Source organism: Dyella japonica A8 (assembly GCF_000725385.1).
GTDB lineage: Bacteria > Pseudomonadota > Gammaproteobacteria > Xanthomonadales > Rhodanobacteraceae > Dyella > Dyella japonica_C.
On sequence record NZ_CP008884.1, the window covers coordinates 4,631,061 to 4,657,678 of the forward strand.

The 26,618-nt window shown below is 64.8% G+C and carries 24 protein-coding genes; 6 read left to right on the plus strand and 18 right to left on the minus strand.

What is annotated here, in order from left to right; genetic code table 11:
- Positions 1–92: 92 nt before the first annotated feature.
- Positions 93–641, minus strand: a complete 549-nt coding sequence (locus HY57_RS19735; RefSeq protein WP_019467055.1) for a DinB family protein — start codon at positions 639–641, stop codon at positions 93–95.
- Positions 642–771: 130 nt separating this feature from the next.
- On the minus strand, positions 772–2,775 hold the full coding sequence (gene tkt, locus HY57_RS19740) for a transketolase (RefSeq protein WP_019467054.1): 2,004 nt from the start codon (positions 2,773–2,775) through the stop codon (positions 772–774).
- A 255-nt stretch (positions 2,776–3,030) separates the two neighbouring features.
- Here tkt and HY57_RS19745 point away from each other — a divergent pair, with 255 nt between their 5' ends.
- A complete protein-coding gene (locus tag HY57_RS19745; protein WP_019467053.1) occupies positions 3,031–3,642 on the plus strand; it encodes an outer membrane beta-barrel protein in 612 nt (203 codons plus the stop codon).
- A gap of 78 nt (positions 3,643–3,720) precedes the next feature.
- Here HY57_RS19745 and HY57_RS19750 read toward each other — a convergent pair whose 3' ends face one another.
- From HY57_RS19750 to pyk, 3 genes are all read right to left on the minus strand, one after another.
- On the minus strand, positions 3,721–4,728 hold the full coding sequence (locus tag HY57_RS19750) for a class I fructose-bisphosphate aldolase (RefSeq protein WP_019467052.1): 1,008 nt from the start codon (positions 4,726–4,728) through the stop codon (positions 3,721–3,723).
- A gap of 148 nt (positions 4,729–4,876) precedes the next feature.
- Entirely contained in the window at positions 4,877–5,326 is a 450-nt protein-coding gene (locus tag HY57_RS19755; RefSeq protein ID WP_019467051.1) for an energy transducer TonB, read from the minus strand.
- A gap of 176 nt (positions 5,327–5,502) precedes the next feature.
- Complete coding sequence (gene pyk, locus HY57_RS19760) at positions 5,503–6,975, minus strand: pyruvate kinase (protein WP_019467050.1); 1,473 nt, start codon at positions 6,973–6,975, stop codon at positions 5,503–5,505.
- Between the two features lie 449 nt (positions 6,976–7,424).
- On the opposite strand from pyk, the gene HY57_RS19765 reads away from it, so the two are divergent.
- Entirely contained in the window at positions 7,425–9,479 is a 2,055-nt protein-coding gene (locus HY57_RS19765) for an alpha/beta hydrolase family protein (RefSeq protein ID WP_019467049.1), read from the plus strand.
- A 24-nt stretch (positions 9,480–9,503) separates the two neighbouring features.
- On the opposite strand, the gene HY57_RS19770 is transcribed toward HY57_RS19765, so the two are convergent.
- Together HY57_RS19770 and HY57_RS19775 are read right to left on the minus strand one after the other, a co-directional pair.
- Positions 9,504–10,319: a S1/P1 nuclease gene (locus HY57_RS19770; RefSeq protein ID WP_019467048.1), complete on the minus strand. Its 816-nt coding sequence runs from the start codon at positions 10,317–10,319 to the stop codon at positions 9,504–9,506.
- A 73-nt stretch (positions 10,320–10,392) separates the two neighbouring features.
- On the minus strand, positions 10,393–10,863 hold the full coding sequence (locus HY57_RS19775; protein WP_019467047.1) for an OsmC family protein: 471 nt from the start codon (positions 10,861–10,863) through the stop codon (positions 10,393–10,395).
- A gap of 188 nt (positions 10,864–11,051) precedes the next feature.
- On the opposite strand from HY57_RS19775, the gene gap reads away from it, so the two are divergent.
- Positions 11,052–12,065: a type I glyceraldehyde-3-phosphate dehydrogenase gene (gap, locus tag HY57_RS19780; RefSeq protein ID WP_019467046.1), complete on the plus strand. Its 1,014-nt coding sequence runs from the start codon at positions 11,052–11,054 to the stop codon at positions 12,063–12,065.
- Between the two features lie 184 nt (positions 12,066–12,249).
- Positions 12,250–12,699 carry an azurin gene (gene azu, locus HY57_RS19785; RefSeq protein WP_019467045.1) on the plus strand — a complete coding sequence of 150 codons (450 nt, stop codon included), beginning with the start codon at positions 12,250–12,252 and terminating at the stop codon, positions 12,697–12,699.
- 70 nt (positions 12,700–12,769) lie between these two features.
- On the opposite strand, the gene tpx is transcribed toward azu, so the two are convergent.
- The 9 genes from tpx to hmgA form a co-directional block, all read right to left on the minus strand.
- Entirely contained in the window at positions 12,770–13,270 is a 501-nt protein-coding gene (gene tpx / locus HY57_RS19790; RefSeq protein WP_019467044.1) for a thiol peroxidase, read from the minus strand.
- A gap of 81 nt (positions 13,271–13,351) precedes the next feature.
- A complete protein-coding gene (locus HY57_RS19795) occupies positions 13,352–14,581 on the minus strand; it encodes an alginate export family protein (protein WP_019467043.1) in 1,230 nt (409 codons plus the stop codon).
- Positions 14,582–14,759: 178 nt separating this feature from the next.
- Positions 14,760–15,329, minus strand: coding sequence for an SCO family protein (locus HY57_RS19800; RefSeq protein WP_019467042.1), 570 nt, complete (start codon positions 15,327–15,329; stop codon positions 14,760–14,762).
- A gap of 9 nt (positions 15,330–15,338) precedes the next feature.
- Positions 15,339–16,097 carry a formylglycine-generating enzyme family protein gene (locus HY57_RS19805; protein ID WP_026034227.1) on the minus strand — a complete coding sequence of 253 codons (759 nt, stop codon included), beginning with the start codon at positions 16,095–16,097 and terminating at the stop codon, positions 15,339–15,341.
- A 10-nt stretch (positions 16,098–16,107) separates the two neighbouring features.
- On the minus strand, positions 16,108–17,607 hold the full coding sequence (nirK, locus tag HY57_RS19810; RefSeq protein ID WP_019467040.1) for a copper-containing nitrite reductase: 1,500 nt from the start codon (positions 17,605–17,607) through the stop codon (positions 16,108–16,110).
- Positions 17,608–17,670: 63 nt separating this feature from the next.
- Positions 17,671–18,483, minus strand: a complete 813-nt coding sequence (locus HY57_RS19815) for a helix-turn-helix domain-containing protein (protein WP_050997985.1) — start codon at positions 18,481–18,483, stop codon at positions 17,671–17,673.
- Between the two features lie 12 nt (positions 18,484–18,495).
- Positions 18,496–19,896 carry an oxygen-independent coproporphyrinogen III oxidase gene (gene hemN / locus HY57_RS19820; protein WP_019467037.1) on the minus strand — a complete coding sequence of 467 codons (1,401 nt, stop codon included), beginning with the start codon at positions 19,894–19,896 and terminating at the stop codon, positions 18,496–18,498.
- 120 nt (positions 19,897–20,016) lie between these two features.
- Positions 20,017–21,003, minus strand: coding sequence for a fumarylacetoacetate hydrolase family protein (locus tag HY57_RS19825; RefSeq protein ID WP_019467036.1), 987 nt, complete (start codon positions 21,001–21,003; stop codon positions 20,017–20,019).
- Between the two features lie 66 nt (positions 21,004–21,069).
- The gene (gene hmgA, locus HY57_RS19830) at positions 21,070–22,368 is read right to left on the minus strand and encodes a homogentisate 1,2-dioxygenase (protein WP_019467035.1); all 1,299 of its coding nucleotides are present in this window, start codon (positions 22,366–22,368) and stop codon (positions 21,070–21,072) included.
- A 138-nt stretch (positions 22,369–22,506) separates the two neighbouring features.
- Between hmgA and HY57_RS19835 the strand changes: the two genes are divergently transcribed.
- Positions 22,507–22,902, plus strand: a complete 396-nt coding sequence (locus HY57_RS19835; RefSeq protein WP_019467034.1) for a DUF5362 domain-containing protein — start codon at positions 22,507–22,509, stop codon at positions 22,900–22,902.
- A 43-nt stretch (positions 22,903–22,945) separates the two neighbouring features.
- Here the strand turns inward: HY57_RS19835 and hppD are convergent, their stop codons facing one another.
- The gene (gene hppD, locus HY57_RS19840; protein WP_019467033.1) at positions 22,946–24,043 is read right to left on the minus strand and encodes a 4-hydroxyphenylpyruvate dioxygenase; all 1,098 of its coding nucleotides are present in this window, start codon (positions 24,041–24,043) and stop codon (positions 22,946–22,948) included.
- Between the two features lie 91 nt (positions 24,044–24,134).
- Between hppD and HY57_RS19845 the strand changes: the two genes are divergently transcribed.
- Positions 24,135–24,623, plus strand: coding sequence for a MarR family transcriptional regulator (locus HY57_RS19845; RefSeq protein WP_050997984.1), 489 nt, complete (start codon positions 24,135–24,137; stop codon positions 24,621–24,623).
- Positions 24,624–24,710: 87 nt separating this feature from the next.
- Here HY57_RS19845 and HY57_RS19850 read toward each other — a convergent pair whose 3' ends face one another.
- Positions 24,711–26,207 (minus strand): peptide MFS transporter, encoded by a 1,497-nt coding sequence (locus tag HY57_RS19850; RefSeq protein WP_019467031.1) that lies wholly within the window; start codon positions 26,205–26,207, stop codon positions 24,711–24,713.
- Positions 26,208–26,618 lie beyond the last annotated feature (411 nt).

Below are 26,618 nucleotides of genomic sequence, written 5' to 3' on the forward strand. Positions count from 1 at the left end.
CCTGTGCGCGACAGCCTCGCGATGTGGTGTCGGCGTGGCCCTGCCGTCGCGCACAGGGTGCGCTCCCACAGAAATCGTGTTGCCTCGCGAGATCAGGCTTCAGCGATCAATGCCGACAGATCCGTCGCCCCAACATCCACACCCGCCTGCGCCAACAACGTCGTCACCTGCCCGCGATGATGGGTCTGGTGATTGAAGAAATGCATGACGAGGAAGAAATACGGCTTGCGGAACGCCTCCCCACGAGTATTCGCGTACGCCAGCACCTGATCCAGGTCTTCTTCTGATACCGCGTCTGCCCAGGCTTCGATCACGCCGTCGAGAAAACGCCGGTGTTCGGTCAGCGCGGCAAGATCACCAAACGGCCGCGCACTCAGATCACGCTGGATCGGCAGGCCCCGCACGGGATCGAGCGCTACATAGCCCGCAGGGTGTCCCGCAAAGCGCTGCAACCAGATCATGTCCGCCACGGCAATGTGGCTCAGCGTCCCGTGAATCGAACTGAAGAACGCACCGCGATCCGCCATGACTTCCGTAGCCGGCAGGCTCGCCGCCGCGGCATAGACCTTGTCATTCATCCACCGGTTGTAGGCGGCCATCTGTCGCACATGATCGCGGCGCAAAGGGGCATGGGTCGTCATGGGTCAGGCCTGTGGTCCAAAGCCACAAGCCTAGCGCCGACGGCCATCGGCGTCGCCTGCCACTTGAAACAGTACGCAAAGAAAAAGCCGCGGCATGCCGCGGCTTTTTCTCATCGGGCTTCGTGATGGCTTAGCCGATCACGCGCTTCACGGCGTCGACCACGTGGGCCACGGTGAAACCGAAGTGCTCGAACAACTGCGGCGCCGGTGCCGAGGCACCGAAGGTGGTCATGCCGACCACGTCGCCGTCCAGGCCCACGTACTTGCGCCAGAAGTCGGACGAAGCCGCCTCCACCGCCACGCGGGCGCGGCACCAGCCCGGCAGGATCGCTTCACGATACTCCAGCGGCTGCGCATCGAACACTTCCGTGCACGGCATGGACACCACGCGCACCGGCACGTTCTGCTGCGCCAGCGTGCGGGCGGCTTCCATCGCCAGTTCCACTTCCGAACCGGTGGCGATCAGGATGGCCTTGAACTTGGTGTCCTGCGGATCGGATAGCACGTAGGCGCCACGCGCGATGTCAGCCACCTGCTGCGCGGTGCGCTGCTGCGGCTTGAGGTTCTGGCGCGAGAACACCAGGCAGGCCGGGTTGCCCTTGCGCTCGATGGCGAGCTTCCACGACATCGCCGATTCCGCCGCGTCGCACGGGCGCCACACCTGGTTGTTCGGGATGTAGCGCAGCGAGGCGAGGTGTTCCACCGGCTGATGGGTCGGGCCGTCTTCACCCAGGCCGATCGAGTCGTGCGTGTACACGTGGATTACATGGGCCGGGATCAGCGCGCTCATGCGCACGGCGTTGCGCGCATAGTCAGAGAACACCAGGAACGTGGCGTCGTACGGAATGAAGCCGCCGTGCAGCGCCAGGCCGTTGGCGATGGCGCTCATGCCGAACTCGCGCACACCGTAATAGAGGTAGTTGCCCTTGGCGTCGCGGCCGTTGCCAGCGTCGACGCTGCCCTTCCACTTGGTGAGGTTGGAGCCGGCCAGGTCAGCCGAGCCGCCGATCAATTCCGGCAGCAGCGGCGCGAAAGCCTCGATGGTCATCTGCGAGGCCTTGCGCGAGGCGACGTCCGGGGCGTCCGCCTGCATCTTGTCGACGAAGGCCTGCGACTTCTCGGCCCAGTCGGACGGCAGTTCACCGGACACGCGACGGGTGAACTCGGCCGCCAGTTCCGGGAAGGCCGCCGAATACTTGGCGACGGTATCGTGCCACTTCTGCTCGCGCTCGGCGCCTGCCTTCTTGTGGTCCCAACCGGCATAGATCTCGGCCGGGATCTCGAACGCCGGGTGGCGCCAGTCCAGCGCGTCGCGCGTGGCGGCCACTTCGTCCTTGCCCAGCGCGGCGCCGTGGCTTTCTTCCTTGCCCTGCTTGTGCGGGGAGCCGAAGCCGATGATGGTGCGCGCGCAGATCAGCGTGGGCTTGTCAGACTGGCTGGTAGCCGCGCTGATGGCCTTCTTGATGGCGTCGGCGTCATGGCCGTCCACGCCGCGGATCACGTTCCAGCCATAGGCCTCGAAACGTTCCGGCGTGTTGTCGGTGAACCAGCCGTGCACTTCGCCGTCGATGGAGATGCCGTTGTCGTCGTAGATAGCGACCAGCTTGCCGAGCTTCCACGTGCCGGCGAGCGAAGCGACTTCGTGCGAGATACCTTCCATCAGGCAGCCATCACCCAGGAACACATAGGTATGGTGGTTGACGATCTCGTAGCCCGGACGGTTGAAGTGGTCCGCCAGCACCTTCTCTGCCAGCGCGAAGCCAACGGCATTGGCCAGACCCTGACCCAGCGGGCCGGTGGTGGTTTCCACGCCCGGGGTTTCGCTGGCTTCCGGATGGCCGGCGGTCTTGGAGTGCAGCTGGCGGAAACGCTTGAGCTGTTCCATCGGCAGGTCATAGCCGGTCAGGTGCAGCAGTGCGTACTGCAGCATCGAGCCGTGGCCGTTGGAGAGCACAAAACGGTCGCGGTTGAACCACTTCGGGTTGGTCGGGTTGTGCTGGAGGAAGTCATTCCACAGCACCTCGGCGATGTCCGCCATGCCCATGGGCATGCCCGGGTGGCCGGAATTGGCCTGCTGTACGGCGTCCATGGCAAGGGCGCGCACGGCGTTGGCGAGTTCGCGACGGGTCGTCATCTAAGGGGGTCTCCGGCAGGGGCGGCCATAAAAACCGGTATTGTCGCCGATCCCGCGATGTCCTGTCGCCGATGAGACGCTGCCCTTGATTGGCCACAACAATTAACTCAACCTTAATAATGTACTAACCGGTATTGAAACTTCCATCCCCTCCTCCCATCTAAGGAACAGCACCGTCGGCACGAGGTGCCCAGCCGCGCCACACCGAACCCCCGGCGCCGCGGACTGGCCCAATAAGACAAAGAGGAGTACCCCATGAAGAACACCATTCTTGCTCTCGCCCTGGCTACCGCTGGTTTCGCCGCCGTTCCCGCCGCTTTCGCCCAGGATGCCGGCAACGCCCAGCAGGGCTGGTACGTCGGCGCCAACGCCGGCTACGGCCAGGTGCAGAAGGGCCCCTACGACAACGGCAGCTTCGCCGGTGGCGTGAAGGGTGGTTACCGCTTCGCGATCAACCCGGATACCTCGGTGGGCGCGGAAGTGGGTTATGTCTACCTGGGCCGTGCCGACGCACGTGGCCAGTACACCCAGAATTACGCCAACTACAACGGCAACAACGGCCAGTCCAAGCTGCAGGGCGCCACCGCCGGCCTGAACCTGCGCTACAGCTTCAGCCCGAACTGGTACGGTGAAGTCCGCGGCGGCGCTTTCTTCGCCAAGGGCTCGGGCCTGACCGACGACAAGACCAACCCGCAGAACGTCAACTTCAACAGCACCCGCTACTACGCTGGTCTGGGCGCGGGCTACAACATCAACAAGAACATCAGCGTGGGTCTGAACTGGGACTACTACGACGGCAGCCAGAGCGACAAGAACATCCACCTGCCGACCAACCTGTACAGCGTCAGCGCGGAATACCGCTTCTGATCCAACGGTTGGCATGAAACAAAAACGGGCGCCGCGAGGCGCCCGTTTTCTTTGCAGCGATGAAAAGCTGCGTATCGCTTACTTGGCGTTCCACTGGCCGAGCGCGGCGAGACCGTTGTCCTTCGCGCGAGCGAAGACGGTCTTCTGGGCGTCGGCGTAGTTCGCCTTCATGTCCTTGGCCCACAGCTTCAGCGCGGCCTGCTGCATGGCGCGGCCGTAGGAGAACGACAGCGGCCACGGGTGCGGGCCCATGCGGTTCATGGCGTTGAGGTGGGCGGTGGACTGCTCGTCGGTCTGGCCGCCGGAGAGGAACACGATGCCCGGAAGCGTGGCCGGCACGGTGGTCTTGAGCACGCGCACGGTGGCTTCGGCGACTTCCTCGACCTCGGCCTGCTCGTCCGCTTCCTTGCCCGGGATGACCATGCTGACCTTCAGGATGGTGCCTTCCAGCATCACGTTCTGCTCGTACAGCGCGTTGAACAGGCTACGCAGCACGGCTTCATGCACTTCGTAGCTGACTTCGATGCTGTGGTCGCCGTCCATGATCACTTCCGGCTCGACCATCGGCACCAAGCCGGCTTCCTGGCACAGGGCGGCGTAGCGGGCCAGCGCGTGGCAGTTGGCCTCGATGGCGGTGGAGGACGGGTTGTCCTCGGAAATGTTGATCACGGCGCGCCACTTGGCGAACTGGGCACCCAGCTTCACGTACTCGGCGAGACGCTCGCGCAGGCCGTCGAGGCCTTCGGTCACCACGTCGCCCGGGAAGCCGGCCAGCGGCACGGGGCCCTTGTCGACCTTGATGCCCGGGATGATGCCGTTCTTCTTCATCAGCGTCGTGAACGGCACGCCGTCCTTGGTCGACTGACGGATGGTTTCGTCATACAGGATCGCGCCGGAGATGTGCTCGTTCAGGCCCGGCGTGGTGAGCAGCAGCTCACGGTAGGCGCGACGGTTCTCTTCGGTGTTGTCGATGCCGACGGCCTCGAAACGCTTCTTGATGGTGTTGGTCGACTCATCGATGGCGATGATGCCCTTGCCGGGCGCGACCATAGCGAGGGCAACGCTTTCGAGATCTTCGATGCTCATGACAACTCCGGATACTTAGGCGGTGTGGGCCGCACAAGGTGATGCCGCCCCGGAAAGGGCGGAGGCTGAAAAGCCGCGATTATAGGCCAAGCGGCCGCCCAGGGTCCGGAGCGTCCCTGAACGGCCTGGCAGAAGGCCTGGCGGCGCCTCAGGCCTGCTCGTAGCCCGGCAGCTTGCAGGCGTTGATGATGGACTGCCGCTGCGCCGGGTCGGCCGGCAGGTTGAACGGCACGATGAAATAGGTGTTGACCGGCTCGTGCGTCCCGTTCTTCAGCGCCGGGCCATAGCGGAAGTTGCTCACCACGCTCTTGGCCACGGCGTCCAGGTCGCTCTGCGGCACCACCTTGCGCACGGTGACGTTCTGGGGGATGCCGTCCGAGCCGATCATGTAGCTGACGGCCACGCAGCCGGGCTTGTCCATGTTGCGGCCGCTGTTGGGAATATCCGCATCCACCTTGGTGTTGAGCATGATCCAGTAAGACTGGATCTGCTCCGGCCCGACCATGCGCTCACGGGACTGCGCCAGCAGGGGCGCCGCGCCCGTCATGGCCAATGCCAGCGCCAGCGCCTGGGTTATGCGACGTGACTTCGTGTTCATGGAAAACCTCCTGTACCTGATCGGGGACGGTGCGGCGATTCTAGCCGTACCTCGCGCCCGGCGATGCGGGCGTGAAGCATCGATCCGTGCCCGAAAGCGCCGCACGACGGAGCGCCATCGCCCGCCGACCCGGCCCACACCGGATCGGCGGACGATGGCGGCTCAACGCGACTTGCTCAGAGGTCCCGCAGGCACTCCACGACACCCGCGGCCCCGACCGAGAGCAGCTTGAGCGTATTGGTGCCGCCACCCTGGCCGATATGGTCGCCATGGGTAAGCACCACGCGATCGCCTTCGACCAGCTTCCCTTCAATGAAGAGCTGGCGCACGGCGTCGCGCGCGGAACCGGCGGTGGTCTGCGACACGTGGGCGAACTTCACGGCGGTCACATCGCGGAGGATGGACATGCGGCGACGGGCGTCGTCGAACGGCGAAAGCGCATAGATCGGCACCGCGCTGCGATAACGCGACAGCCACTGCGCCGTGGCGCCCGACTCGGTCAAGGCCACGATGGCGCGCACGCCCAGCTGGCTGGCCAGCAGCATGGCGGCCAGCGCGATGGCCTGGTCGGTGCGGTCAAGATGGTGGCCCTGCGTGGCGGGGTCTTCCTTCGGTTCGAACTGGCGCTCGGCGCCCAGGCAGATGCGGCGCAGCGCGGCCACGGCCTTGTCCGGATGGGCGCCAGCGGCGGATTCCTCCGACAGCATGACCGCGTCGGTGCCGTCGATCACGGCGTTGGCCACGTCCATCACCTCAGCGCGGGTCGGGATGGGCGAGCGCACCATCGACTGCAGCATCTGCGTGGCGGTGATGACGGCGCGATTGCGCTGTACGGATTCGCGAATGATCTTTTTCTGCAGGCCCGGCAGCTCGGCGTCGCCGATTTCCACGCCCAGGTCGCCGCGCGCCACCATCACCACATCGGACGCATCAATGATTTCGCCGAGCACCGGAATCGCGTCCGCGCGCTCGATCTTGGCCACCAGCGACGCCTTGCCGCCGGCTTCTTCGAGCAGGCGGCGCGCCTCGTTCATGTCGGCGGCCGAACGCACGAACGACACGGCGAGGAAGTCGCAGCCGATCTCGGCCGCCAGCTTGATGTCCGCCTTGTCCTTGTCCGACAGCGCGGACACGGAGAGGCCACCGCCCTGGCGATTGAGCCCCTTGCGATCGGACAGCTTGCCGCCAATCAGCACCGTGCAGCGGATTTCCTGGCCCACCACCTCTTCGACGGTGAGGGCGACGAGACCATCGTCCAGCAACAGCACGTCGCCGGCCGACACGTCCTTGGGCAGGTCGTAGTAGCTCACGCCCACGCGGGTGTTGTCGCCCAGCGGCGCACCAGGGGTGCAGTCCAGCACGAAGCTGTCGCCCACCTTCAGCTCGATCGGGCCGTTGGCGAAACGCTCGACGCGGATCTTCGGACCCTGCAGGTCGGCGAGGATACCGACCTCGCGCCCAAGCTTCGTCGCGACGTCGCGCACGGCCACGGCGCGGGCGCGGTGATCATCCGGCTGGCCGTGGGAGAGGTTCAGGCGAACCACGTCCACGCCTTCGGCAATGATTTTTTCGAGCATGCCAGGCGCGTCGGTGGCGGGACCGAGGGTGGCAACGATTTTTGTGCGGCGCAGCGGATTGTCGATAGTCATTATTTCAAACTAGCAGAACTGACGGATCGCGCCAGAGGGTTTTGGACGTCTTTTCGCGGGCCGGCGCAGGCGTGAAAGTGGACTGCTTCTGGCATGCGGACCACCTGCAGCACTGGTATGGCAGCTCGACCAAGTTATCAACGTTCGTGACACATCACTGGTCTGTTTTGCCAGCCATGCCGGACGGATTCACTGGTGTTGTATGCCCTCGAAAACGAAGCCACTCGCAGGCCTCGTCGCGTTGGCCAAAATGTTCGCACCCGACGCCTTCATGGACCTGCCCAGGCGCGCTGCAGAAGCTTGTCGCAATGCATCAATTTTCGATGCGAGACACGCGTTGATGCGTCGCGGCCCAGGCCAGCATGGCCCGGTCGATGTCACTCCGCGATCAAACCGGTAGCATCGCGACCATGGATCGGGGGATCCATATCCAAGGAAAGGGGAAATCTATGTCACGTCGTTTCAGCGCGGCCTTCGCCGTCGCGTCGGTCGTCCTGTGTTCGTCCCTGCCCATCGCCACCACGGCCGCCGAAAAGCAGGCGCCCGCGTCCTCACCTCAGTCCGGCTCGCCGCCGATCAGCGATTTCGTCCGGCCGACGGACTTTTCGCAGGTATCCCTGTCGCCGGACGGCAAGTACATCGCCGCCATCGTGCCCAAGCCCGACGACCCGCACGAAAACGTGCTTGCCATCCTCGACGGCCAGACGGCTCGTCTGCTCAAGGCGATTCCCTCTGGCCGGGAAGCACTCATCCACGGCTATTTCTGGACCGACGACGACCGCCTGATCGCTACCCTTGCCGTGCGAATGAACGGGGAGGACACGCCCGTACTTACCGGGGAGCTGTTTGCCATCGACCCGGACGGAACCCACCAGATCGAACTGTTCGGCTGGCGCGCCGGCGCCAAGGGTTCGCTGATCAAGTCCGAGGGCCGACGTGCCGGGGCAACGCCCATCAGCCACCGATACGTCAATCAGGACGAGATCCTTATCGCGGTCAACGACTACACCGCCTTCAGCGGCGGCAACGTAACCGAGATCGATCGGCTCAACGTTCGCAATGGCAAGACGGTCCAGGTCGGCACCTCGCCCGCGCGTAACGCAGAACTGCTTGCCGACCACGCCGGCCAAGTGCGCGTCGCCATGGCCGAAAACAAATTCACCCACCCCACCCTGTGGCTGCGCAAGGACAACCATGCGCCATGGGAACTGGCAAACGAGACATCGACATCGCACGTCGACGTGTGGCCCATCGGCTTCAACCGGGACAACAGCAAGCTCTATGTCCGCGTATCGCAGGCAGGACATCCCGATGCGATCGAGCTGATGGACATGGAAAGCCGGCAACGCACCCGCCTTTACCAGGGCGAGTTCGCCGATCCGGGCAGATTGCTGCTGACGGCCGACAAGATGGACTACTACGCCGTGGAAACCGAGGACGGGAAACCGGGGCTGCACTACTTCAGCAGCGACAGCGACGAAGCGCTGTTGAGCCAGGCGATCGCAAAGAATTTCCCTGGCCAGTTCAGCCAGCTGATCGACTTCACGCGCGACGGCAAGCGCGCGGTAGTTTTCGTGCGCAGCGACCGGAACCCCGGCGATTACTATCTGTTCGATCTGAACACGCGCAATGCCAAACTGCTCGTGCACGCCCGCCCCTGGGTCGACACCGGCAAGATGCGCCCGATGGATCCCGTCGACATGACCGCACGCGATGGCGTGAACCTGCACGGCTTCCTGACGCTGCCCGCCGGGCCCAAGCCTTATCCGCTGGTTGTACTTCCCCACGGTGGCCCACACGGCATTCACGACGAATGGGGTTTCAACAACGAAGTACAAATGCTGGCCAGCCGCGGCTATGCCGTGCTGCAAGTGAACTACCGCGGCTCGGGTGGTTACGGTGGCCAGTTCCAGCAGATGGGCTACCGCCAATGGGGCCTCGGCATGCAGGACGACCTGACGGACGCCACCCAGTGGGCCATTCATCAGGGCTATGCCGATGCACAGCGCATCTGCATCTACGGCGCCAGCTATGGTGGCTACGCTGCGCTGGAAGGCGCGGTGCGCGAGCCCGACCTGTACAAGTGCGCCGTGGGCTATGCGGGCGTGTATGACCTGCGGGTGCAGATGGACAGCAGCGACACGCAACGCAGCGACATGGGCACGTCCTATCTCAACCTCGTGCTGGGCACGGACCGCGACGATCTGCTGCACCGCTCACCGCTTGGCGGCGCCGACCGGATCAAGGCCGATGTGCTGCTGATTCACGGCCAAGACGATCGCCGCGTGCCGTACAAGAACTTCCAGGAGTTCACCCGCGCGCTGGACAAGGACGGCAAGCACTACGAGACACTGGTCGAACCACTCGAGGGCCACGGCTTCTTCGTTCCCGCCCATCAAGAAGCGGCGTACCAGAAATTGCTGGACTTCCTGGCGCGCCATATCGGCCCCGGCAGCGACACGGCGACCCGCACGGCGGCGATCAGCGACAGCGGCGCACACTGATCACGTGCGCGCCGCGGGGAGGCCTCAACCGTTGGCGAGCGTGATGTTCAATACCTCCGCGAGGCGGCGTCCCGCCTCGCGCAGGCGCAGTTCGGCCACTGGCAGCTCCTTGTCCACATAGGCCTGGTCGATCTTGTGGCCATCCGGGTAGATGTCGCGCGAGATCGCGCACGACTCTTCGGCCCACTGGGCGTAGGCGTTGTCGAACGGGGGAATCGGCGCGGGTAAGGTCACCGTGCCGCGTGCCTCGAGCTGGTCCGCATAGGCCTTGTAGTCCAGCCCGCGGGTCTTGAGCAGGCCCGAATCCCACACACTGTGCAGGTTGGTGCCCTTGTCCTGGAACTGCACCTGATAGGCGTTGCCACCCTTGTCGTCGCGGGAGCCGCCGTGCAGCGGCTGGTGTTCGTCGCCGATGAAATGGACGACGAACTTCAGCGCTTCGAGTCGCGCTGCATCGGGCTGGCTCTTGTCGCCCAGGACTTTCACGTAATGGTCGATGCCTTCGACCACGCACTGTCCATCCTTGCAGTCGCGCGGCGGCACGTAGTTGCAGTCGCCGGAGGTGAAGTCGACATAGTGCAAGGCGCGCGTCTGCTTCCACAGCGCATCCTTGGCCGGATCGTTGCGGATCTCGTCCGGCCAGCTGGCGATGTCGGCCAGCGCCTTGGTGTGTTCCGGCGCCAGCAGGCGCTCCACCTGCGCTTCCGCCGCCGGGCTCAGGTGGCGCTGCGCCAGGTCCGCGACGATGCTGTGGCCAAGCGGGCCCCAGGCATGGGCGGCGGGTGCCAGGACAACACTGAGGACAGCGGCGGCAACGGCGGTTCGGCGCAGGAATGACATGGGGCGGTGGTTCTTGTCCGGGAAAGCGGACCAGTCTGCCACAGCCCCATGACAGGTTCTCGCAAGCGTGGGATCAACCCTCGCCGGGTACAGGCAAGGCCGTGCCTTCCCCGTCGTGCACGCTCACATCCACCTTGATGCCCTGGCGCACGCTCTGCGTGACGATGCAGAAGTCCTCGAACTGGGCGAGCACGCGGTCGAGATGTTCCAGCGTTTCGGCCTTGTCGGCCAGCTGCAGGTCCACGCCGATATGGGTGATGCGCAGCCGGCCATGCTCGTTGCGGGTCAGCGTGAGCTTCGCCTTCGCGCCCATCGTGCCGGGCGCGTTCTTGTACTTGCGCAGGGCAAACAGCAGGCTGGCAGCGAGGCAGTTGGCCACGGCCGTGGCCATCATCCGCGAGGGATTGGGCCCCGCGTTGTGGCCCAGCGGCAAGGTTTCGTCCGTGATGAGGTCGGGAATCGGGGTGTCGTCGAAGCGTACGCGGAACTCGTAGTCCGCCACCTGCTCAAGGGTGATCCCGAAGCTCTGTTCTGTCTCGCTCATGCCAATCTCCTGGTGGGCCGGGGCGCCCGAAAGAAAAGTCGATTCAAACGCTTCCGGCGCCCGCTGAACAGCCCTATCCGGGTGATTAACAACCGGATGGGAGCCAAGGGCCGGTTCAGGCTAAAATGACGGTTTTACGGCGGTCCCACAGCCGCTATTTTCGTCATCTCACCGGAGGACGCTGTCCCATGGCAATTAAGGTCGCCATCAACGGTTACGGTCGCATTGGCCGCAACATTCTGCGCGCGCTGTACGAAGCCGGTCGCACCAACGAGATCCAGATCGTTGCGATCAATGACCTCGGCAATGCCGAGACCAATGCGCACCTGACTCAGTACGACACCGCGCACGGCAAGTTCCCGGGCACCGTGTCCGTGGACGGCGGCGATCTGATCGTCAACGGCGACCGCATCAAGGTCTGCGCCGAGCGCGATCCGTCGAAGCTGCCGTGGGGCGCCCTGGGCGTCGACGTGGTGCTGGAATGCACCGGCCTGTTCACCTCCAAGGCCAAGGCCAGCGCGCACATCGCCGCCGGCGCCAAGAAGGTGATCATCTCCGCCCCGGGCGACAAGGACGTGGACGGCACCTTCGTCATCGGCGTCAACGACGACAAGCTCACCTCCAAGCTGGAAGTGATCTCCAACGCCTCCTGCACCACCAACTGCCTCGCTCCGCTGGCCAAGGTGCTGCACGAGAAGATCGGCATCCAGCGCGGCCTGATGACGACCATCCACGCCTACACCAACGACCAGGTGCTGACGGACGTCTACCACTCCGACCTGCGTCGCGCCCGCTCGGCCACGCACTCGCAGATCCCGACCAAGACCGGCGCCGCCGCCGCGGTGGGCCTGGTGCTGCCGGAACTCAACGGCAAGCTGGACGGTTTCGCCATGCGCGTGCCGACCATCAACGTGTCGGTCGTGGACCTTGTGTTCGACGCCGCACGTCCGACCACCAAGGAAGAGATCGACCAGATCATCAGCGAAGCCGCCAACGGCCCGCTGAAGGGCATCCTGGCCGTCAACACCCAGCCGCTGGTGTCGATCGACTTCAACCACAACCCGGCCTCGTCCACCTATGACGCCACGCAGACGCGCGTCATGGAAGGCACGCTGGTGAAGGTGCTGTCGTGGTACGACAACGAGTGGGGCTTCTCCAACCGCATGCTCGACATGACTGTCGCGATGATGGCGGCCAAGTAAGCCACTCGCTACTGATGTAACGACAAAAGCCGGGCACTGCCCGGCTTTTGTTTTTCCGCCCCCCCCCTGCGCGGCACACGGTCGCATCGGCGCATGTGGAGTCGCCGATCTGATCCAGGTCAGCGCGCCAGCGGGGGCACGGCGCAATCGTTCGGGCTTTCCCACCCCGCTCCGGAGATACCCGATGATCCGCCAAGTCCTGGCCCTCGCCCTGCTCGGCCTGTCCGCCACGCCCCTGTGGGCCGCCGATTGCGCCGCCACCATCGATGGCAACGACGCCATGCAGTACGACCAGAAAAGCATCACCGTGCCCAAGACCTGCAAGCAGTTCACGGTGACGCTGAAGCACACGGGCAAGCTGCCCAAGGCCTCCATGGGCCACAACTGGGTGCTGGGCACGGCGGCCGACGAGCCGGCCATCATCGCGGACGGCATGAAAGCCGGCGCGGACCAGAACTACATCAAGCCCAATGACACGCGCGTCATCGCCCACACCAAGCTCATCGGCGGCGGCGAGTCCGACAGCGTCACCTTCCCGGTGACCAAGCTCAAGGCAGGCGAAACCTATGCCTATTTCTGCACCTTCCCGGGCCATGCCGCGCTGATGAAGGGCACGCTGACGCTGGCACCCTGAACGCTCACTCCCGCGATGCATGAAAAAAGGCCGGGAAGATCCCGGCCTTTTTCACGCAGATTCGCCAGGCTCAGCCCAGCGCAGCCAGCGCCGCGTCGTAGTTCGGCTCGTGGGCGATCTCACCCACCATCTCGCTATGCACGACCTTGTTCTGGGCATCCAGCACCACCACCGCACGCGCGGCCAGGCCCGACAGCGGGCCCGAGGCGATCGCCACGCCATAGTTCTTCAGGAAATCGTGGCCGCGCAGCGTGGAAAGCGTGACGACGTTGCTCAGCCCCTCGGCGCCGCAGAAGCGCGCCTGCGCGAACGGCAGGTCGGCGGAAATGCACAGCACCACGGCGTTGTCGAGCTGACTCGCCTTCTCGTTGAAGCGGCGCACCGAGGTGGCGCAGGTCGGCGTATCGATGCTTGGGAAAATATTCAGCACCTTGCGCTTGCCATCGAAGCTGGCGAGCGTGACGTCGGCCAGGTCCTTGCCGACCAGCGCGAACGCGGGGGCCGCTTCGCCCTTGGCAGGGAAATGGCCGTCGACCTGGACCGGATTGCCTTTCAGCGTGACTTGGGACATGGGACACCTCGTTGGATGGGGTCCTTAAGTAGACCATGAGAGGCCCTGCCAACACGATGGCCGTCGCGTCCGCGCCATGACTTATAGCGATTGCTTGCCGATCCACTCCAATTGCAGCCAGAGCTTGGTGTCGTCGTGGCCGAACCGGTCGGCGCGATAATCCGCCGCCTTCAGCAAGGCCTGCAGGCCCGGCATCACGGTGTAGCTCAGCGAGGCATCCCATTCGCTGCCATAGCGTGCGTTCCCTCGGTCCGCGTGGAACTCGTGATAGGCCACCGTCCAGGCGAACCTGCGCCCCGCGCCGGTACGCCCCAACGGACCGTTGAGGGTCAGGTAGTAGTCCTGCAGGCCGCCCGCTGGCGTTACCGCGAACTGATCATCCCAGCCATTGAATGCGTGCAGGCTGGCCAGCGGGGTTTGCAGCGCCGTGCGGCCATCGCCGCCAAGAAACTCCCACCCCAGCTTGCCGGTGACGCCCCACTGCGTCCATGAGGGCTCCACCAGCCAGTAATCGTGGGCAAACGACAGGGGATTGTTGGCATAGCCGACCTGGTGCGCGCCTTCCACGCTCCAGCCGAAGCCGCCATCGGCGGGTGTCTTGCCGGTCCACCGGACACCGTACGTCGCCGTGGAAGCCGTAGCGACGTCCTTGTCCTTGTGCAGGTAGCCATAGCCCGTCACCTGCTGCCGCCCCTGGCTCCAGGCCGCGTGCAGAAGATGCGTGTTCAAGTCGCGATGACGCGCCAGCGGATTGAGTGCCTCCGGACCGGCTACGCGGTTCACCCGTTCGAGCCAGTCGTATTGCAACCACCATGCTGCCGAAGGCTTCCAGCTCAAGGCCACGGCGTCGAAGGTTTGCTCGAACTGGCGCCAGGCGACGTTGCCAACCCAGCGCTGGTTGTCCAACACCACTTCCTGCCGCCCGACCTTGGCGCCGAGCGTCCCGCCCTGCCAAGCCAGCCAGGCCTGATTGAGTTCGGCACCACTGGGGTCGGTGATGGATGGATACCTCACCTGCCCGTTGGCTCCGCTGTTGTAGTGATCCTCCGCGCTGGCCGTGCCGGCTCCCTCGATGCCATAGCTCCAGCCATGACCCACCTGGCTGCGTATGCCGAGGCGCAGCCGCAAGGTGTCGGCATAGGCATGCGGTGCATAGGCCGCGGCATCCACCTGCTCATGACGCAGTCGCGCGTTCCATTCCAGTTGCACCCCGCTATCCGGCGGATCGCCCGACTGGGCAAACGCGGCGGCGGACATCCCCAGCCACGCACTCATGGCGAAGCAGCGTTGGAAAAACCCGATGCACTTCATGGACGACTCCTGTCGAATGGCTGCGATACCCCTGGTCGCAGTCTCGGCAGATGTCGCCCGTGCCATCCTGATCACCATCAATCGCGCGGGGGTGCGCGCGTTCCTTGTGACAATCTGTCCCCCCCAAAAGCACGAAGACGCCACGTCGAGCGGCCTCGTGGCGCAGGCATGCGCCCGGCTACGGAACGCCAAGCGCCCGGTTCACGGCCGCGACAAAGCCGGGGTCCACGCGGCCGATCTCGCTGGTCCGGGCCACCACGCGCCCCTCCGCATCCAGCAGCACCAGTTCGCTGGAATGATTGAAATCTCCATCCGGCAACTGGCGATACTGCAGGCCAAGCAGTGCCGCGATCTGCCGGGTGTCGGTGTCACGGCTGGCCCGTGCGAACGTCCACGGCGGCGTCGGCAGCTTGCGGCGCGCAGCATAGTCATGCAGCACGCCTGGCGTATCCCTGGCCGGGTCGAAACTCACCAGCAGCAGATCGAGCCTGGGCCGCTCCTTCGCATCCACGGCCTGCGCCGTGAGCTTCATGGTGTCGACGATCATCGGGCAGACCATCGTGCATGAGGTATAGAACATCGAGACGATCTGCACGTGCCCGCGTCGGTCCGCCCATCGCCAGTCATGCCCATCCTGATCGACCAGCCCGGCCTGGAACTGGTAGACCGAGTCGCCCGGAAGCGCCGTGCCGCCCCAGGCGATTCCCGTCACAAGGAACAGGAGGAGCAAGAAAAGCAGCCGTTTCATGATCATTCCTCAACGTGGGCGGACACAACGGAAACCCATGTTCCGCGTGGTATCCGACGCCTTCAGTGCGGACAGCATCGCCACCCGCATCAGCGTCGCGTAGTTTTCCTTCTGCTGCATGGTGAGTGCGCCGGCGCCACAGAACTTCATCGTGTCCGCGCTGTTCTGGTCACGGCTGTCCGCGCTCACCAGCAGGGCATTGAAGTCGTCCACCCATTCCCATACAAGCCCATGCAGGTCACGCACGCCGTAGACGTTCGCTTCGCCGCCGACGCTTGCCAGCGATACCGTGGATGGGCGTCCATACCAGGCGAGCACGCGTTCGCGCCACGCCGGATCGGCGCGGGCATCCGCACGATGGGCATCGGCGGCTGCGGCGTATTCCCATTCGTACCAGGTGGGCAGGCGGGCCTGTTCACTCTCGCAGTAGGCACGGGCGGCGAACCAGCTCACCTGTGTTACGGGTTGACCGGGCCCCGCCTTCGGGCCCAAGGTCGACGCACCCTCCCAGTGCGAGAGATAAGCACCGTCCGCCAGCACCGTGGGAGCGCTGCCCTTGCGCCACTCCGGATGCACCTGCACGAAGGCCAGGTACTCGGCATTCGTCACCGGCTCCACCCGCATGGCGAATGGCGCAATGCTTGCCGGTGCGCTTTGGCCGTCCGCCGGCAGGACGCTGTTGAACACCGCCCCGGGCAGCGGCACATAGTCCGCTGCCACTGCGCCGAGGCAGCAAAGCATGCCGGCAAGGAGAGCCGCACCGCGCATGGCGAAGGCCTCAGTGACCGTCCCCACCGCCAGCCGGCTGGGCGCGCACCTTGCCCACCTCCTCCTTGCTCACCTGCCCGCCAGGGTTGCCCCAGCTGTTGAGCACGTAGGTGAGTATGTTGGCCACCTCGTCATCCGTGAGCTGCGACATGGGGGGCATCACCGAGTTGTAGTCCTTGCCGTTGACGGTAACTGCACCGGTCAGCCCATGCAGGGGTATGGAAATCAGCTTTTCCTTCGCCAGCTTGGCCAGATAGTCGGACTTGGCCAGCGGCGGAAAGACGCCGGGCATGCCCTCACCGCTGCCCTGGTGGCAGACCGAGCAGGTGCCGACGAACAACTGCTGGCCCGCCTTGATCTGGTCTTCCTTGCTCAGGGTGCCGCTTGCATTGGCCTTGGCCGCCACGGTGACGGCATGCAGGTTGTCGCCGGCGCGATCGCCTAGGTAGACCGAGTCCACTTCCTTGCCGGAATAAATCGCCTTGTTCTCCGGCCCGTCGACCTTGAGCATGCCAAGCGCGCCCTTGTTGAACGCGCGGAAGATGGAGTGATCCACCAGCACGTAGGTGCCCGGCACGTCCACGCGGAACTCGGCCATCATCGCGCCACCGGCGGGAATCAGCGTGGTCTGCACGTTTTCCTGCGCGTGCGTGCCGCCCTCGTAGTACACCTTGTCGAAGATCTCGCCGATGACGTGGAAACTCGACACCAGGTTCGGACCGCCGTTGCCCACGAACAGTCGAACCGTTTCGCCGACCTTGGCATTCAGGGCATGGTCGCCGGTCAGCGCGCCCTCGCGTCCGTTGAACAGCACATAGGTCGGACGCTCGGCGATGGCCGCATCCATGTCGAACGGCTGGTGGCCTTTCTCGCGGTACTTGCCTGTGGTGTAGAAATCGCCCTGCATCACGTAGTACTCGTGGTCCACCTTCGCCAAGCCCTCCGGCGGCTCGATCAGGATCAGGCCGTACATGCCGTTGGCCACGTGCATGCCCACCGGCGCCGTGGCGCAGTGATAGACGTAGAGGCCCGCGTTGAGCGCCTTGAAGGTGAACTGCGATTCATGCCCCGGCGCCGTAAAACTGGATGCCGCGCCGCCACCCGGGCCGGTGACACCGTGCAGGTCGATGTTGTGCGGCATCTTGTTGTCAGGCGCGTTCTTCAGGTGGAACTCCACCGTGTCGCCCTGCCGCACGCGGATAAAGCTGCCGGGCACGGTGCCGCCGAACGTCCAGTAGGTGTAGGTCACGCCCTCGGAGATCGGCATGTCCTTCTCCACCACCTCCAGCTCCACGATGACCTTGGCGGGCGTGTTGCGATGGATCGGCGGTGGCACGTTCGGCGGAATGCCAAGCACGGCGCGGATGGGCTGGCCCTGGGGTGGACCAAAATCCCCGGGCGTGGCGGTGCTCGCGGCCGGTGCCGTGGCAGCACCTTTGGCGCCAGTGGCCATGAGATGGGCGGGCAGCAGGCTCGCCGACAAAAGCAGGATGGGTATCAGGCGTGACATGTAACTCTCCCTGTAGTTGCCACGCCAGCGTAGGGAACGCTTTTGTTTCGGGTTTGACCGAAGTCAGTTCCGGTGACGACAGGCGCCCGCTGCGTCAATGCGCCACGATCCGTCGGACATGGCGCCCTTTGCCAGCGCGTGCAACGCAGCGCGATCGCGCAACGCAACCATGCGGCCATCGATATCGATGGCACCCTGGCTGCGCAGGCGACCCAGTACCCGGCTGACGGTTTCCGGCGCCAACCGCAGATAGTTGGCGATGTCGCCCCGCGGCATGCTCAGGCGAAATTGCGAACCCGAAAATCCACGGGAGGCGTAACGGTCGCCAAGATCGAGCAGGAAGGCGGCGACGCGTTCGTCCGCCGACAGGTCCGCCGCCAGTTGCGCCGTGGCGCCCAGCTCCTTGCTGAGCAGGCGGAACAGGTGCTGCTGCAAGGCCGGCAGGCGCGTGGCCAGCGCACTCATGGCAGGAAAGGAGAACCGGCAGAACTGGGTCGACTCCAGTGCCACCGCATCACAGGGAAAGCGATCCGGGTAGATGCCGTTGAGGCCGACCACCTCGCCGGGCAGATGAAAGCCGAGCACCTGCTCGCGGCCGTCCGCATCGATCACCAGGGTCTTCACCATGCCCGATCGCACGGCATAGATGGCACGAAACGGATCGCCCATGCGAAACGCATAGGCACCTGCCCGCACGGGCCCCACGTGTTCCACCAGACAGTGCAGCTGGGAGAGCTCGGGCTTGCCATACCCGACGGAAAGACAGGCGTCGGAGAAGGCGCATGCGCTGCAGAAGCGCACGTCGTCGCCGTCATCCGGCAGGCAGGCGGAGGGCGTGCTTATGGACTGGGACTCAGAGGGACTCGTGGCGTTCATGCACGGGTGACGTCATATGGTGCGCGAGTAGCGCGGTGTGTCCAGTGAGCTGCCCAGATAAGCGTCGAAACACATCGCCACATTGCGCAGCAACAGCCGGCCCCGCGGGGTGACGCGGATGACATGCGCGTCGAACGTGACGAGGCCGTCCTCGACACACGGCGTCAGGCGCTCGAGTTCGGAAGCAAAGATGTCATCGAAGCGGAAGCCATGCCTCAGGCCGAAGCCATGCATATCAATCTCGCCGTGACACATCAGCTCGCCGATCACCGCGCGCCGCAGCACGTCGTCATTGGTGAGGCGGATGCCACGGCTCACCGGCAGGCGCCCCGCGGCCAGGGCGGCTTCGTAGCCGACAAGATCGCGCGCATTCTGGCTGTAGCTGTTGCCAACCCGGCTGATCGAACTCACGCCGAGGCCGACGATGTCACAGTCGCCATGCGTGGAATAGCCCTGGAAATTGCGTTGCAGCGTGCCCGCCCGCTGCGCGCGGACCAGCTCGTCGCCCGCACGCGCGAAATGATCCATGCCCACATACACATACCCTGCCCCGCACAGCGTCCGGAAGGCTTCGCCAAACAGCGCCAGGCGCGTGGAGGCGTCCGGCAGTTCGCTGTCGACGATCTGCTGCTGCGCCTTGAACAGATGCGGCAGATGGGCGTAGCCATACACCGCCACGCGATCGGGCCCCAGCGCGATCACTTCGTCCAGCGTGCGCCGGAAGCCGTCGAGCGTCTGGCGCGGCAGGCCATAGATCAGGTCCACGCTGACCGACCCGTAGCCCGCATCCCGCGCGCCCTCGATCACCTCGCGCGTCTGCACCACGCTCTGGATGCGGTTGACCGCGACCTGCACCTCGGGGTCGAAGTCCTGGATGCCCACCGACAGGCGGTTGAAGCCCAGCGCCGCCAGGTCGCGCACGTAGCGGCTGTCCGCGTAACGCGGGTCGATCTCGATACCGTACTCGCGCACGCCGCCGCGACGGTAGGCGAAGCTGTTTTCCAGGGCGGCGACCAGCCTGGCCATGCGCGGTGCGTCCAGGAAGTTCGGCGTGCCACCGCCGAGATGGAGCTGCAGCACCGGGCGATCCCGGTTGAACAGCGCGCCAGTCAGCGCGATTTCGCGCAGCAGCACGTCGAGGTAATGATCGGCCCGGGTGACGTCACGCGTGATGACGCGTGTGCAGCCACAGTAGAAGCACGGGCTGAAGCAGAATGGCACATGCACATAAAGCGACAGCGGCCGGGGCGATGCGGCTTCGTTGGAGGCCATGACCTGGGCGCGGAACGCCGCCTCGTCAAAGCCCGCATGGAACTGGGGCGCGGTCGGATAGCTCGTGTAGCGGGGCCCGGGCACATCGTAACGAGCGATGAGGGCTGGATCGAATTCCGGAACGATGGTGTTCGTGCGCATGCGCGGCAGTATCGCCGCGCCGCCGAACGTGAGGCCTGACGCCCGTCAGGCCGATGCGACAATTCGTACGGATCCGCGGCGCATCACGGAAGGATGCCCGCGGATCCGCGGTCGCCTCGCTTACCGCTTCAGCGGCGCGATGGTCTGCTCGATGGACCCGAAGATGGACGCGCCCGAGGCATCCGTCACGTCGATGCGCAGGCTGTCGCCGAACGTCAGGAACGGCGTGGTCGGCTTGCCGTCGCGCAGGGTTTCCACCGTGCGCTGTTCGGCCAGGCACGACGCACCCTTGCTGGTGTCTTCGTTGGCGATGGTGCCGGAGCCGACGATGGTGCCTGCCGTGAGCGGACGCGTCTTCGCCGCGTGCGCCACCAGCTGCGCGAAGTTGAACTGCATGTCCACGCCGCACTCGGCCTCGCCGAACCACTGGCCGTTGAGCCAGGTGCGCATCGGCAGGTGCAGCTTCTCGTCCTGCCACACGTCGCCGAGTTCGTCCGGCGTCACGAACACCGGCGACAGCGCGGAGCGCGGCTTGGACTGCAGGAAGCCGAAGCCCTTGGCGAGCTCGGCGGGAATCAGGCCACGCAGCGACACGTCGTTGACCAGGCCGATCAGCTGGATGTGCCCCACGGCCTGCGCCGGCGTCACCGCCATCGGCACGTCGTCGGTGATCACCACCACTTCGGCTTCCAGGTCGATGCCGTAGTCCTCGCTCGGCACCACTACCGGATCGCGCGGGCCAAGGAAGCCGGCGCTGACCGCCTGGTACATCAGCGGATCGACGTAGAAGGACTCGGGCACCTCGGCGCCACGGGCGCGGCGCACGCGCTCGACGTGCGGCAGGTAGGCGCTGCCGTCGACGAATTCATAGGCACGCGGCAGCGGCGAAGCAAGCGCATGCATGTCGAGCGCGAACGCACCCTTGGCGGTGCCGGCGTTCAGTTCTTCATACAGCGCGTTGAGGCGCGGCGCCGTACTCGACCAATCGTCCAGCGCTGCCTGCAGCGTCGACGCGATGCCGGTGGCCTTGACCGCCTGCGTCAGCGCGCGGTTGACGACGATGAGGGTGCCGTCGCGACCGCCTTCCTTCAATGAACCCAGTTTCATGCTTTGCTCCGGTGGCCGCGTCGTGGCGCGGCCCAGTCGTTCTTGGTGATTGCGGTGGTCCGGCGCTTATTTGCCGGTGAAATGCTTGTGGATGCCCTGCCAGCACTCGTAGTAGTCGCCCTGCAGCTCCGGCAGCGCCAGCGCCTGCTTGGTCGGATGGATCACCCGGCGCGTCTCGAACATGAAGGCCATCGTGCCAGTGATCACGTCCGGCTGCGACAGGTCGCGCGTCGAGGCCTTCTCATACGTCGCAGCATCCGGGCCATGGCCGCTCATGCAGTTGTGCAGCGAGGCGCCGCCCGGCGAGAAGCCTTCGGCCTTGGCGTCGTACTCGCCGGTGATCAGCCCCATGAATTCGCTGGCGATGTTGCGATGGAACCACGGCGGGCGGAACGTGTTCTGCGCCACCAGCCAGCGCGGCGGGAAGATCACGAAGTCCATGTTGCTCACGCCTTCGGTATCGCTGGCCGAGTGCAGCACCAGGAAGATGCTCGGGTCGGGATGGTCGAAGCTGATCGAGCCGATGGTGTTGAAGCGGCGCAGATCGTACTTGTACGGCGCGTAGTTGCCGTGCCAGCCCACCACGTCCAGCGGCGAGTGGTTGATGGCGGCGCGCCACAGGCTGCCCTGGTACTTGGCGACCAGCTCGAACTTGCCTTCCACGTCTTCGTAGGCCGCCACCGGCGTGAGGAAGTCGCGCGGGTTGGCCAGGCCGTTGCTGCCGATGGGGCCGAGGTCCGGCAGGCGCAACAGCGCGCCGAAGTTCTCGGCGATATAGCCGCGCGCGGTGTCGTCCAGCAGCTCCACGCGGAAACGGACGCCACGCGGGATCACGGCGATCTCCAGCGGCTCCAGCTCGATCACGCCCATTTCGGTCGTCAGCTTCAGGCGCCCTTGCTGCGGCACGATCAGCAGCTCGCCGTCGGCGTTGTAGAAGAAGCGGCCCTGCATTGAACGATTGGCCGCATAGACGTGGATGCCCACACCGGTCTGGTCCGCCGCGCTGCCGTTGCCGGCCACGGTGAACAGGCCATCGATGAAATCGGTGGGCTCGCTGGGCAGGGGAAACGGGCTCCAGCGCAACTGGTTGGGGTTGGCCGGCACTTCATTGAAGCGGTTGTGGAAGCGGCCTTCCGGCATCGCCTCGAATGGGTGGTGCATGGCGGCCGGACGGATGCGGTACAGCCAGCTGCGCCGGTTGCTGTGGCGCGGCGCGGTAAAGGCCGTGCCGGAGATCTGCTCGGCGTAGAGGCCAAGCGGCGCGGCCTGTGGCGAGTTCTGCCCCTCAGGCAGCACGCCGGGCAGGGCCTCGGTAGCGAATTCGTTGGCGAAACCGGTCTGGTACTGCTGCTTGCTGGCTGACATGGAAGCTCCGCGATCTGCCCGAGTGCGGGGTCGTAACGACCCACGCGATCCTATTACTCTTGCCTTACAACCGTTGGCCGCCTCACTCAATGGAAGAGGCGTTGTTCGTCTATTGCAACAACATCACAAGGAATCCGCATGTCCGACTCGTACTCCTCGCTCAGCAACGCACCGGCCAACCACTCGATCCAGGACCTGATCCAGCCCCTCGCCTCAGGCAAGGGGTGGATGAAATTCCTGGGCGTCGTGTTCATCGTCGTGGGTGCCCTTTACGCCATCACCCTCGTCGGCATCCTGGTCGCCTGGCTGCCGATCTGGATCGGCGTCCTGCTCATGCAGTCTGCCGGTGCGCTCGAACGCGCCCAGTTCAGCGGCGACGCCGCCGCGATGAAGGAGGCGTTGTCCAAGCTACGCAGTTTTTTTGTGATCCAGGGCGTCATGATGATCATTGGCATCGCCTTGTGGGTGCTGCTGATGATCCTCTACGGTGCCGTGTTCGTCGCCATGCTGCACAACGGCGGCTCCTGGCACTGACCGCCAGGGAAAGGCCGCCTGCCATAGGCGGCCTTCTTGCGGTTTACAGGAAGCCGCGCTTCATCTGGTCGCGTTCGATGGATTCGAACAGCGCCTGGAAGTTACCTTCGCCGAAGCCCTCGTTGCCCTTGCGCTGGATGATCTCGAAGAAGATCGGGCCGATGTTGTTCTGCGTGAAGATCTGCAGCAGCTTGCGCTGCTTGGTTTCCGGGTCGGCGTCGATCAGGATCTTGTTCTTGGCCAGGCGCGGCACGTCCTCGCCGTGGTTGGGAATGCGCAGGTCGATCACGTCGAAGTACGTGTCCGGCGTGTCGAGGAACTCCACGCCCTTGGCACGCATCGCTTCCACCGTGTCGTAGATGTTGTCGGTGAACATCGCGATGTGCTGAATGCCCTCGCCGTGGTACGCATCGAGGTACTCGTTGATCTGCGACTTCGGATCGCTCGATTCGTTGAGCGGAATGCGCACGATGCCGTCCGGCGCGGTCATGGCCTTGGACACCAGGCCGGTCTTCGCGCCCTTGATGTCGAAGTAGCGGATCTCGCGGAAGTTGAACAGGCGCTCGTAGTAATCGGACCACTTCTGCATGTTGCCGAAGTAGAGGTTGTGCGTGAGGTGGTCGATGAAGGTGAGGCCGAAACCCTTCGGGTTCTGCTCGGCGCCGGCGATCGGCTCGTAGTCGCCGTCATAGATGTTGCCGTGGTCGCCGTAACGGTCGATCAGGTACAGCATGCAGTCGCCGATGCCCTTCACCACCGGCGCGCTCACCGCACGGGTAGCCTTGGCCTTTTCACTCATCGCCTCGCCGCCGTTGCCGAGTACGACGTCATAGACCTCCTTCGCCGGCTTCTGGAAGCGGATGGCGAAGCCCGCCGCGCACGGGCCATGGGCCTGGGCGAATTCAGCGGCGAAGGAATCGGGGTCTTCGTTGACCAGCAGGTTCACGCCACCCTGGCGATATACCGTGATCGGGCGCGACTTGTGCTTGAGCACCGCGCTGAAGCCCATGTTCTTGAACAGGGTATGCAGCTCGTGGCCGCGGCCCGCCGGGGCGGCGAATTCGACGAACTCGAATCCGTTGATGCCCATGGGGTTTTCGAAGGTGGTGACCTGCATGCCAAGATTGGGCTGCGCGCTCATGGGGCTCTCCTGATGGATCGGTGCTCGAAGGCCTACGCCAGGACCGTCCTAGCGTGCGACTATCGTCATAATCCTCGCGTTATAGTTACATATGAAACCATTTGCAAGAGGCGATGCAGCAGTGGCCGAAGAACACCATCCCGACCATGCCCCGCTGGAGCTGGAAAACTTCCTGCCTTACCGGCTATCGATCCTCTCCAACGCGGTCAGCCAGGCCATTGCGGACGATTATCAGCGTCGGTTTGACCTGAGCATGACGGAGTGGCGCGTGATGGCCGTGCTGGCCCGTTTCGAAGGCCTGTCGGCCCGTGAAGTGGCCGAGCGCACCCTGATGGACAAGGTGGCCGTGAGCCGCGCCCTGGCCAAGCTGGTGGAAACCGGTTGGGTGACCCGCGCCACCCACGACGGCGACAAGCGCCGCTCGGTACTGGGCCTGAGCGAGGCCGGCTGGGCCATCCACGAGGTGGTGGCACCCATGGCCCGCGAGCACGAGCGCAACCTCTTGTCCCGGCTGGATGAAGAGGAGCGCACGTGGCTGGTGCGCATCCTGGACAAGCTGCAGGCGATGGAGCCGAAGTAAGCGCCAGCCGCCGTTGCACCCTTTTGCCCGTCATTCCCGCGAAAGCGGGAATGACGGGTGGGTGGGGTCTCTTTATTTCACCCCGTGTTACTTCACCCCGTGCATCAGCCGGTTGATCAGCGGCGCGATGATGAAAAGCAGCGCCCCCGCGCCCAGCAGCGACCAGAAGCCGAAGGTGTAGCCGTTCAGGGCGGAATGCACCGTCATGCCGCTCTCGCCGCTGACGTGGCCGGCAAAGATGCCCGACAGGTTGTTGCCGATGCCCGTCGAAAGGAACCAGCCGCCCATGCCGAAGCCGACCAGGCGCAGCGGCGCCAGCTTGGTCACCATCGACAGACCGATCGGCGACAGGCACAGCTCGCCCACCGACTGGATCACATACACCATGAAAAGCGTCCAGAACGGGATCTTGCCCTGACCGTCGACCAGGCTGGACAGCGCAAACATCAGCAGCAGGAACGCCAGGCCATTGAAGATCAGGCCCAGGCCGAACTTGCGTGGGATGGACGGGTTGCGGTTCTTCATGGCCACCCAGATCCACGCAATCACCGGCGCCAGCGCAATGATGGCGATGGAGTTGACCGACTGGAACCACGCCGTGGGGAATTCGAAGCTGCCCAGCTGGCGATTGACGATCTTGTCCGCCAGGAAGGTGAACGAGCTGCCGGCCTGTTCGAAGAACATCCAGAACAGCACATTGAACGCGAAGATGATCAGCATGGCGATCACGCGGTCACGCTGCACCTTGCCCTCGCGGATGCCCTCCACCAGCAACAGCACCGCCAGCGCCAGGAACAGGATGGAAAGCACCCACTGCAGGATGCCTGCACCAGCCGCCAGCAGCAGATAGACCAACGGAATGCCCAGCAGCATGCCCAGCAGCACGTAGACCACGCGCATGCGGCTTTCGCCACCGGCCGGCGGACGGCCGATGTCCTTCAGGCCGCGGCGGCCGACCCAGAACCAGAACAGGCTGATCAGCATGCCCACGCCCGAGGCGATGAACACGTACTTGTAGCTGGGCATGGCATTGCTGCCGAACACCGCCTTGGCGAGCCACTCGGTCAGCACCGGCGACACCATGGCGCCGAGATTGATGCCCATGTAGAAGATGGTGAACCCGCTGTCACGACGGCCGTCACCCACGCCGTAGAGCTTGCCCACCATGGTGGAAATATTCGGCTTGAACAGGCCGTTGCCGACGATGATGGTGGCCAGGCCCAGCTCGAAGATGTGCTTTTCGGGAATGGCGATGGCAAACAGGCCCGCCGACATCACCACCGCACCGACCAGGATGGAGCGCTGGTAGCCCAGCACGCGGTCCGCGATGTAGCCGCCGAAAATGGCTGCGGCATACACAAGCGCCAGGTAGGCGCCGTAGGTGCGTCCCGCCGGTGCCTCGCCCGCAGCATCGCCGCCAAAGAACTGCGACACGATGTAGAGCACCAAGGCCCAGCGGATACCGTAGAACGCAAAGCGCTCCCAGAACTCCGTCATGAACAGCATCCACAGCGGGCGCGGATGCCCCATGGTCGTCGGGAAATCGGGCGCCGTCGGTGCGGTGGCGGTGTTGGTCTCGCTCATGCAATCCCCATGAAGGCCAGTGCGGCACTCGCGTGCCTGTCGAAAATTCTTGCGAACTCGAACATGTAACCGGCGACTGCCGGGCCCGTCAAATGCAACGCACCATAGCAAGTCGCAAAGGTCCTACCAATGGGCCGGATTCCGGCTTTGGACTGGGACCTGGATCTGGCTTTGAAGGGGTCCCCGTATGACACGGCGGGCGAGCCAGGTGGCGGACGGGCCAGAGAACCCCTCCCAGGCGAACCACGGCACCGCAAGGCGACGACCGAAAGCCAAGGCCCTGGGCGACCAGCCTTCGGCTGTTGTGAAGCGCTTCCGGCCCTTGCCCCTTTTGCGGGGTACGCGGGGATGGCGACTGGAAAAGACGAGGCAAGGGTGCCCCTCCCCCCAACCCTTTCCGGCGGGGAGAGG